Origin of the sequence: Pseudomonas tehranensis, assembly GCF_014268615.1 — a bacterium.
GTDB lineage: Bacteria > Pseudomonadota > Gammaproteobacteria > Pseudomonadales > Pseudomonadaceae > Aquipseudomonas > Aquipseudomonas tehranensis.
In genome coordinates, this window is record NZ_JABWQV010000210.1 from 1 (window position 1) to 8,930 (window position 8,930).

10 protein-coding genes are annotated in these 8,930 nt (G+C 62.0%); 6 read left to right on the top strand and 4 right to left on the bottom strand.

The window, feature by feature from the left end; translation table 11 throughout:
- Positions 1–46: 46 nt before the first annotated feature.
- The 3 genes from HU811_RS21615 to HU811_RS21625 form a co-directional block, all read right to left on the bottom strand.
- Complete coding sequence (locus HU811_RS21615; RefSeq protein ID WP_092399113.1) at positions 47–526, bottom strand: VOC family protein; 480 nt, start codon at positions 524–526, stop codon at positions 47–49.
- Between the two features lie 76 nt (positions 527–602).
- Positions 603–839: a hypothetical protein gene (locus HU811_RS21620; protein WP_186658009.1), complete on the bottom strand. Its 237-nt coding sequence runs from the start codon at positions 837–839 to the stop codon at positions 603–605.
- Complete coding sequence (locus HU811_RS21625; protein ID WP_186658010.1) at positions 839–1,621, bottom strand: MlaA family lipoprotein; 783 nt, start codon at positions 1,619–1,621, stop codon at positions 839–841. Before HU811_RS21625 ends, HU811_RS21620 begins: the two co-directional genes overlap by 1 nt.
- Before the next feature lie 246 nt (positions 1,622–1,867).
- Between HU811_RS21625 and HU811_RS21630 the strand changes: the two genes are divergently transcribed.
- From HU811_RS21630 to kefC, 4 genes are all read left to right on the top strand, one after another.
- Positions 1,868–2,578, top strand: a complete 711-nt coding sequence (locus HU811_RS21630; RefSeq protein ID WP_092399119.1) for a response regulator — start codon at positions 1,868–1,870, stop codon at positions 2,576–2,578.
- Positions 2,575–3,921: a sensor histidine kinase gene (locus HU811_RS21635; RefSeq protein ID WP_186658012.1), complete on the top strand. Its 1,347-nt coding sequence runs from the start codon at positions 2,575–2,577 to the stop codon at positions 3,919–3,921. Before HU811_RS21630 ends, HU811_RS21635 begins: the two co-directional genes overlap by 4 nt.
- Before the next feature lie 102 nt (positions 3,922–4,023).
- Complete coding sequence (gene kefF, locus HU811_RS21640) at positions 4,024–4,545, top strand: glutathione-regulated potassium-efflux system oxidoreductase KefF (protein ID WP_186658014.1); 522 nt, start codon at positions 4,024–4,026, stop codon at positions 4,543–4,545.
- Position 4,546: 1 nt separating this feature from the next.
- Complete coding sequence (gene kefC, locus HU811_RS21645; protein ID WP_186658017.1) at positions 4,547–6,373, top strand: glutathione-regulated potassium-efflux system protein KefC; 1,827 nt, start codon at positions 4,547–4,549, stop codon at positions 6,371–6,373.
- Between the two features lie 14 nt (positions 6,374–6,387).
- Here kefC and HU811_RS21650 read toward each other — a convergent pair whose 3' ends face one another.
- The gene (locus tag HU811_RS21650) at positions 6,388–7,464 is read right to left on the bottom strand and encodes a GlxA family transcriptional regulator (protein WP_225248476.1); all 1,077 of its coding nucleotides are present in this window, start codon (positions 7,462–7,464) and stop codon (positions 6,388–6,390) included.
- On the opposite strand from HU811_RS21650, the gene HU811_RS21655 reads away from it, so the two are divergent.
- Positions 7,450–8,232, top strand: coding sequence for an MBL fold metallo-hydrolase (locus HU811_RS21655; RefSeq protein ID WP_186658019.1), 783 nt, complete (start codon positions 7,450–7,452; stop codon positions 8,230–8,232). The two genes, HU811_RS21650 and HU811_RS21655, sit on opposite strands and share 15 nt — an antisense overlap.
- Positions 8,233–8,382: 150 nt before the next feature.
- Positions 8,383–8,763, top strand: coding sequence for a RidA family protein (locus HU811_RS21660; RefSeq protein ID WP_186658020.1), 381 nt, complete (start codon positions 8,383–8,385; stop codon positions 8,761–8,763).
- Positions 8,764–8,930 lie beyond the last annotated feature (167 nt).

Here is an 8,930-nt window from a genome sequence, read left to right on the forward strand (position 1 = left end):
TTCGCGAGCAAGCCCGCTCCCACAGGGAATCGGCGGTGACTGCGGGTTATCCTTTTAACGCGGCTTCGATGGCCGCGATGTCGATCTTTGTCATCTCCATCATGGCTTCGAACGCGCGCTTGGCGGCGGCTTGATCGGGATTGGCTATCGCGGCGGTCAACACGCGCGGGGTGATCTGCCAGGACAGGCCCCACTTATCCTTGCACCAGCCGCAGGCACTGGCCTGGCCGCCGTTGCCGATAATCGCGTCCCACAAGCGATCCGTTTCGGCCTGGTCATCGGTCGCAACCTGGAATGAAAAGGCTTCGTTGTGCTGGAACGCCGGGCCTCCGTTGAGCCCCAGGCATGGAATGCCCATCACCGTGAACTCGACCGTCAGCACATCGCCCTGCTTGCCCATCGGGTAGTCACCGGGGGCGTGATGAACGGCCTGCACCGCACTGTCCGGGAACGTCGCGGCGTAGAACTGCGCAGCCTCCAGCGCAGCGCCGTCGTACCAGAGACAAATCGTGTTTTTATTGTTCATCCGGGTCTCCGAGAGAAGGACTGGACGATTAAGTCTAGCAGCGTCCCTGGCGGATGAAGGCTATCGGACACACGGGCTAACCACTCACCCGCTCCCCATGACTGACCATCCAGCGAATCATGCTCGCCAGCGGCACCCGGTAATTCTGGGTGTCGCACGCGCCGGCCTGGTCATGGCTGTACAACTCCAGGTAGCGGCTGAGCAGTAGATGTCGGCCGTCCTGCGCCAACTGCAGTTCGATCTCCCGGCAATGCAGAATACCTCTGTCGAGGATTTTCACTCGCCGGTGCAGAACCAATACAGGGTTACTCATCAACGGTCTCCCCCCTCCTGGCAAGCGGCGTCATCCCCCGCCACCGCGCCCAACTTGCCCTGGGCGACAAAATCGGCGCGCCGCTGCGCGACCGAGTCACGAAGCGCCACGTAGTAATCCGGTTGAGTGCGCAATTTGTCGGTCAGTGGGAGCGCCTCGGCACGACCATCGACGATGCCGCCTACGGTATCGATCGTACCTAGCGTATCGACCGTGTCGCTGTTGCTGCCGAACGGATCGACCGCAGAACTCAGCAGTCTGCCGGTGGCGTCCCTCAAACTGGACGTTCCCAGCAGCGGCAGTTCGAGGATCGGCCCGGGGGCGAGATTCCAGACGCCGAATGTCTGGCCGAAATCGGCCTTGTGGCGCTCGATGCCGAGCTTACCGGACACATCGATCAGCCCGACGATGCCGGCCGTGGTGTTGATGACGAAACGCCCCAGGGTGTTGACCGAGCGTTGGGCGTTGCCTTGCAGCAGATCGTTGATGAAGACCTTGGGCTCACCGAAGTTCGCCACGAAGTTATGGACGCCCGTCTGCATGACCTCTGGCAGCTTGCGATAGCCGCGGGCAACGGGGGCCAGCGCATAGTCATCGACGGTCCGGTTGAAGGCGAAAATGCCGCGGTTGACGGGCTCTGCCGGATCATGAACGGTGTAGCTCGCATGTTCACAACTGCCAGGGGTTGCAGCGGGCGTGCTGGTGCAGCCGCTGGCGAATGCCACGAGTCCTACGACAACAGTGCAACGAACAAACAGCGGAGCGGGCTTGGTGATCGGCATACAAGGCTATCTCGGCGAGAAATTGGGGCGATACCGGTCAGTTAGGGGAAACACAGCCATGCACCTATCCTTGTTGGCGGGCTATTTTTAACTGACTGACATGGGGCGATCCTGCCCCTGATTCTTTGCCTGAAGATTTCCACAACATTGCCCTTCGGCAACTTTGTTACCGAGTTGAAATATATGACGCAGGCCCCGGATTGACCCTAGTATTCCCTTCTGTATTCATTGCCCTGCGTGCCCACTGTGAGCCATCTATTACTGGTGGACGACGACCTCGAAGTCCTCGCCCTCTTGCGCAAATTCCTCGAGCAACATGGCTATAGCGTCGAAGTGGCCGCCGACGGTGCCGCGCTGTGGCAGGCGGTGGCGCGTCGGTTGCCGGACCTGATCATCCTCGATGTCATGTTGCCAGGGGACAGTGGGCTGGTGCTCTGCCAGCGACTGCGGGCCGAGCATACGGTCGGCATCATCATGCTCACGGCCATGGGTGAGTTGAGTGATCGGGTCGTCGGTCTTGAGCTGGGGGCGGACGATTACCTGACCAAGCCGTTCGATGCGCGCGAGCTGCTGGCCAGGGTGCGCGCCGTGCTCAGGCGCACCGGCGAAGCCAGGGGCACGCTGAACAGCACCTCGCGGCTGATTCTGGAATTCGAAAACTGGCAGTTGGACGTCACCCGTCGCGAGTTGCGCTCACCCGACAAAGTCATGATCCCGCTGTCCACCGGCGAGTTTGAGTTGCTGCTGGTCTTTGCCGAACACCCGCGCCGGGTCCTCACTCGCCAGCAACTGCTGGACTTGGCCCGCGGCGAAACCTACGACGCCTTCGATCGCAGCATCGACGTCCAGGTCAGCCGGCTGCGCCGCAAGCTGGAGAGCGATATCAATGGCCCATCGATGATCCGCACCATTCGCAACAGCGGCTACCTCTTCAGCCCCCATGTGGTGAAGCGATGAAGCCCCGGCAATCAGCCTTCCGTCGACCACGCGATACGGTAGCCCGCTGGATTGCCCTGACCACCATGCTCGCCATGCTGACGTTGCTGGCCCTGAACGAGCTGTTCGGCCTGCTGGCCGGGACCTGGGCACGCCCTCCCCTGATGGAAACCGGCCTGATGGATAAGGCCGCCACCATCACGCGCATCATCGACTCGGTGGCGCCCGGACAACGGTCCGATATCGCCAGGGCGGCCAGCGACCAGGGGTTCGCCGCGCACTGGTTACCCCGCCGGGAAGACGCGCGATTGCCGCTGATCGAGGACCCGCAGTTCAGTGAGGGGTCGGCGTTCCTGCGCAAGCAACTTGGCCGGCCCGAGGCCAGGGTAGAGGCCTACGAACCCGGCGATTGGCCGGCCGATGCGCCAGACAGACGCTACGCGGTCCTCATCCAACTGGCCGACCATTCCTGGGTAGAGTTTTCCGTGCCTTCTCGCAGTTGGGGCATGAAGGAATGGATGCGCAACCTGATCATTATCGGGCTGATACTTTTATCGACGTTCATCGTCGGCCTGATTGCCACGCGGCACCTGGCGACCCCGCTGGAACGCTTCGCCGAGGGCGCCAGGCGCTTTGGCGTGGACTTCAAGGCGCCGCCCATCCCGGTGGTCGGCCCTCACGAAATCCGTCAGGCGATACTCGCGTTCAATGCCATGCAGGCCCAGCTCCAGCACTTCGTCCAAGACCGCACGCAAATGCTCGCCGCCATCTCCCACGACCTGCGCGCCCCTTTGACCCGCATGCGCCTGCGCGGGGAATTCATTGAGGATGCCGAGCAGCAGTCGAGACTGTTCAGGGACGTGGATGAAATGCAGGCGATGGTCAATTGCGCGTTGGAATTCTTCCGCGACGAAGCTCGGCTCGAACACGCCACCGCGTTCGACCTGGCCGAACTGCTGCACACCGTCGTCGACGACTTCAAGGATGCCGGCACCGAGGTTTCATTCGAGGGCGCTCATCGGTTCGTTTACGTGGGCCGGCCCATCGGGATCAAGCGCGCGCTGGTCAACCTGATCGACAATGCGAGTAAATATGGCAGCGAGCCGGGCGTTCAGCTCAAGGCGTTCATGGACCGCGTCGAGATTCGCGTCCACGACCGCGGGCCAGGTATCGCCCCGCAGTTCCACGAGCAAGTCTTCGCGCCGTTCTTTCGCATCGAAGGCTCGCGCAACAAGAACACCGGTGGTGTCGGGCTGGGGCTGTCGGCAGCGCGGGCGACGGTGCTGGAGCATGGCGGCACGCTGACCCTCAGGAATCGGCGGGGCGGCGGCTTGGAGGTCAAGGTCTCGCTGCCGCTCAATTGACCCTGGCACGACACGCCGGCAAACAATGTTCTAAACAACACGCGCCTTCCTCGGTAGGATATCCGGCCTTTTGACCAGGACCGGCCTACCGGAATTGCCCTGATGATTCTGATCATTTACGCCCACCCCTACCCTGACCAATCACGGGTCAACCAGCAAATGCTCCAGCGGGCATCCAGCAATCCGGACGTGGTCATACGGTCCCTCTACGATCTTTATCCGGACTTCGACATCGACGTCGAGGCCGAACAGCGCGCCATCGAACAGAGCCAACTGCTCGTTCTCCAACACCCGATGTATTGGTACAGCATGCCGCCGCTGCTGAAGTTGTGGATCGATAAAGTGTTCACCCATGGCTGGGCCTATGGCAGAGACGCCACAGTCCTCAAAGACAAGCCCCTGCTGTGGGCCGTCTCCACGGGTGGCAACCATGATCATTTCCAGATCGGCGCCTACCCGGGCTTCCAGGTGCTGGCCCAGCCCCTCCACGCAACGGCCCTCTACTGCCACATGCGCTGGCTGGAGCCGGTCGTGGTACACGGCGCGTATGCCGGCGCGTGCGAGACCCTGGACGCACAAATCGAACACTACAGCGCACGCCTGGCCTCCTGGAAGGAAGATTGATATGGAGACTCACAGCCTGATTGAACTGCTTATCTACCTGGGTTCGGCGGTGTTGATCGTGCCGATTGCCGTCAGGTTGGGCCTGGGCCCGGTGTTGGGTTATCTGCTGGCCGGATGCGTGATCGGCCCGTGGGGACTCAAGCTCGTTACTGACGTAAAGGCGATTCTGGAATTCGCCGAAATCGGCGTGGTGCTGATGCTGTTCGTCATCGGGCTCGAGCTCGATCCCAAGCGGCTCTGGGCGCTGCGCAGGATGGTGTTCGGTGGCGGCGCCTTGCAGATGCTCGCCTGTGGCGGGGCAATCGCGGTGTTCTGCGCGGCCCTGGGGCTGAATTGGACGGCCGCGCTGCTGGTCGGCCTGACCCTGAGCCTGTCCTCCACGGCCATCGCCATGCAAGCGATGAACGAGCGCAACCTGACGTCGACCGCCGTCGGACGCAGCAGCTTCGCCGTCCTGCTGTTCCAGGACATCGCGGCCATTCCCCTGGTTGCCATGATTCCGTTGTTGGCGGCCCACGGCGACACGCCGTCCGGCACCGCTCTGGTGCTTTCGATCATCAAAATCGTCGTAGCCATCAGCGTCGTCGTGCTGTTGGGGCGCTACGTGACGCGTCCGCTGTTGCGCTTCGCCGCGCGGTCGGGTCTGCGTGAGATCTTCAGCGCCGTGGCGCTGTTTCTGGTGTTCGGCTTCGGTTTTCTGCTGGAAGAGGCCGGCTTGTCGATGGCCATGGGCGCGTTCCTCGCCGGGGTGCTGCTGGCCAGTTCTGAATACCGCCATGCACTGGAAAGCGACATCGAACCGTTCAAAGGCTTGCTGCTGGGGTTGTTTTTTATCGGTGTCGGCATGTCGATCGATTTCGGCACGCTGATCAATGCTCCGCTGAAGGTCATGACCCTGACCCTGGGTTTCATTCTGATCAAATTGTTGGTGATCAAGGGCGTCAGCCGTTTGCTGAACGTCCCTGCCGGCCAACGCTCATGGCAGGCGGTGTTGTTGGGCCAGGGCAGCGAGTTCGCCTTCGTGGTGTTCGGCGCCGCCACGCTGGCCGGCATTCTGACCGACCAGTGGGGCAAGAGCCTGACGCTGGCGGTGGCCCTGTCCATGTGCCTGACGCCGTTGCTGATCCTGCTGTTGGATCGAGTAGAGTCCGCCACCAAGAAAAACCGGCAGGAATCCGACCTCGTCGATCAGCAGAACCCACGGGTGATCATCGCCGGGTTCGGCCGCTTCGGGCAGATCGCCGGGCGTCTGTTGATGTCCTGCGGCGTCGAGGTGGTGGTGCTGGACCATGACCCCGACAACATCGAGACGCTGCGCAAATTCGGCGTAAAAGTGTTCTACGGCGACGCCACGCGCCTCGATCTGCTCCACGCGGCCGGCGCCGGCCAGGCGGTGGTGCTGATCAATGCGATTGACGACCAGCAGGACAACCTGACGCTGACCCGACTGGCCCAGGAGCACTTCCCCGCGTTGAAACTGATCGTCCGTGCGCGGGACATGGGGCACCTGATCACCCTGCGGCAGATGGGCGTAGAGACCGCCGAGCGGGAAACCTTCGAGAGCGCGTTGGCATTGGGCCGAAATGCGCTGGTGCAGATGGGTGTCGGGGCTTACGAAGCGCGCGAGCGCGCGGATCAGTTCCGTCGTTTGAATCTGCAGATGCTGGAGGAAATCGTCGCCCAGCCGGAAGACGACCTCAAGTTCAGGCACGACGCCTACCAGCGCGCCAACGCGTTGCTCACCGAAATGTTCAACGAAGACCGTGCGCGCCCCGTCGACAGTTGGCCTGACCATCATCGAAACGAGACGGATGAGGCACGCAGCTGATCCGTCCCCCGGCGTCACACCCGCCCGAACTGGCGCCGGTACTCCACCGGCGTCAGCCCGGTCAGCGTCTTGAACATCCGTTGCAGGTTGGAACTGCTGCTGAAACCCAGCTCGGCGCCGATGCTGGCGAGGGGTAATGATGTCAACGTCAGGCGTTCGCTGACCTGATTCAGCTTGATGCACCGGGCGTACGCTGCGACGGTCTGGCCCGTTTCGCTGCCGACCTTGCGCGCGAGCGTGCGCTCGGACATGGCGAGCCGCCCCGCCAGCGCCTTGACCGTGATGTGTTCCGCTGGCATTTGCTCGATCAGCCCATGCAACCGACGCAGCAACCCATCGGGCTGCTGGACCAGGGCGATCCCTTGGAACGCCGCGTGAGAAATCGCTGGGCGCGCAAGCACCATGAGCCGGGTAATGTCGCGCAGCACATCACGGCTGACGCTCTGTTCGATCAATTTTTCCGCGATGGGCAAATAACCATTCACCCCCGAAGCAGTGGCGGTTCGCTCATTGAACACGCAGTTCTGATCGCTTTGCCAACGGACTTTTTGATACTGCGCCTGCATCGCCTGAGCCAGCCACCACGTTACCGTCGCGCCCTGCCCGTCCAATTGCCTGCAGGCGGCCAGCAGGCAAACGCCTGTGCAGTAAGCCCAGAGTTGAAGGCGTCGGGGACGTTTCGACAGGGCTTTCAACAGCTGGGTCTGCCCGGCAAGTACCGCGTTCACCTGCTCGGCCGATTCGGCCCAGAAACCGGGGACCAGGACGGCGTCGAGTTCGCAACGGCCCAAGGCCGCCTGCGCTTGCAGACTTATGCCATGTGCACAGGTTACCGGGCCTGCTTGCAGGGCGACATAAGTCGCCTCGAACAACACCCGGCCGCTTCTGCGGTTGGCCGCATGCAGCAGATCGGCGAACGCAAACAGCCCGGCAGGCATGCAACCGGGAAACAAGAGTAGACCGACACGAAGTTTTTGAGGCATGGCTTGAAATGAATCAATGATGTCAGATTCGGCCATTATGCCCATCACCGCCGATCGACACCATGAAGCGCTCGCCCAAAAAAGGAACGCTCCATGAAAATTCAGCAAATTCGTAACGCCACGATCATCCTTGAATCCGGCCCGTATCGTGTGCTCGTCGATCCGATGCTGGCCGGCAAAGGTATGCTGCCGCCGCTTCGGTTGTTCGGTGCCACCCAGCGCAATCCACTGGTGGAACTGCCAGCGTCTACGGCTGGCGACCTGGAGACCGTGACTCACTGCCTGATCACGCACTGCCAGAAAGGTCATTTCGATCATCTGGACCGAGCCGCCAAGCGGTGGTTGAGGGAAAAACAGATCCCGGTGATCTGCACACCCCATGACGCCCCCTATCTCGCCAAGCGGGGCTTGAATGTCCAGCCGCTTGCCAAGGAACACCAACAGCCCGGCGCGTTTTTGGGCGGCACGATCCGTACAGTCAGGTGCACCCATGGGCAGGGCCTGGTGGGCAAGCTGATGGAGCACGGCGTCGGTTACCTGATCGAGCTGCCTGGCGAACCCAGCGTCTACCTCACCGGCGACACCCTGCTCAGCCCCGCCGTGCGCGAGTTTGTCTTGCACCATCAACCGCAGGTCAGCGTGGTGCCGGCAGGCGGGGCGCGGTTTGATTTAGGCGGCGACATCATCATGGGCATCGAGGAAACCCTGGCGTTCGCCCGCTTGTCTCGCGGGACCGTGGTTGCTAATCACCTCGAAGCGATCAGCCACTGCCCGACGACGCGCAAAGCACTGCGCGACGCCGCCGCGATGGCCGGGCTCGAAGGTCGGATACGGGTACCGGAAGATGGCGAGACATTGGTGTTCCAGCCTGGCTGAACCAGCCCGTCCAACTCGCTCATCAGACGCAGGCGTACATGAGCAGAGAAAGGAAATCACGAAAGGCTAGACGAGGGACGGTAAACTGGCCGCGCAAGGGCCGCTTGCGTCGCGACCGCCCCATTACCCTTTCCTGAACAAGAGGCTTTCATGGCAAACCAAGACATCACGTTCATCCCCGACCCGGACGCGGACTCCATCTCTTCCGACATCGCCGGCTTCGGCGGCCTGCTGGTTTCCACCCAGATTCCCACTCGCCCTGACGGCAGCCTGGAACTGGGTGACATCACCTTGCAAAGCGAATGCACATTGCAGGCACTCAAAACGGCCCTGGAAGGCGCCGGCAGTTCCATGGACCGGGTCTTGCACCTGACGATTTACCTTACCGACATGGCCGACCGCGCGGCCTTCAACGAGGTGTACCAGCGTTTCTTCGCCAAACCCTGGCCGGTACGCGCCGCAGTGGGCGTAGCGGCGCTGGCAGTTGAAGGGATGCGGGTAGAAGTAACGGCGATGGCGGCCAAAGGCTGAGGTAGCGGCTTGTTGAACATTCGGCGCGGAGTTTGAAGCCCCCATAAGGTGAATCCAAAGTGCCCCTTGTGGCGAGGGGATTTATCCCCGTTGGGCTGCGTAGCGGCCCTAAAGCAGTTAACGCAATCTTCCTGGCGCACCGAGTTGCCTGGTTTGGGGGCTGCTGC

Coding starts and splice junctions, on each gene's coding strand:
- HU811_RS21635 (WP_186658012.1), top strand. CDS start 2,575: ATGAAGCCCCGGCAATCAGCCTTCCGTCGACCACGCGATACGGTAGCC.
- kefF (WP_186658014.1), top strand. CDS start 4,024: ATGATTCTGATCATTTACGCCCACCCCTACCCTGACCAATCACGGGTC.
- HU811_RS21620 (WP_186658009.1), bottom strand. CDS start 839: ATGAGTAACCCTGTATTGGTTCTGCACCGGCGAGTGAAAATCCTCGAC.
- HU811_RS21660 (WP_186658020.1), top strand. CDS start 8,383: ATGGCAAACCAAGACATCACGTTCATCCCCGACCCGGACGCGGACTCC.
- HU811_RS21625 (WP_186658010.1), bottom strand. CDS start 1,621: ATGCCGATCACCAAGCCCGCTCCGCTGTTTGTTCGTTGCACTGTTGTC.
- HU811_RS21655 (WP_186658019.1), top strand. CDS start 7,450: ATGAAAATTCAGCAAATTCGTAACGCCACGATCATCCTTGAATCCGGC.
- kefC (WP_186658017.1), top strand. CDS start 4,547: ATGGAGACTCACAGCCTGATTGAACTGCTTATCTACCTGGGTTCGGCG.
- HU811_RS21615 (WP_092399113.1), bottom strand. CDS start 526: ATGAACAATAAAAACACGATTTGTCTCTGGTACGACGGCGCTGCGCTG.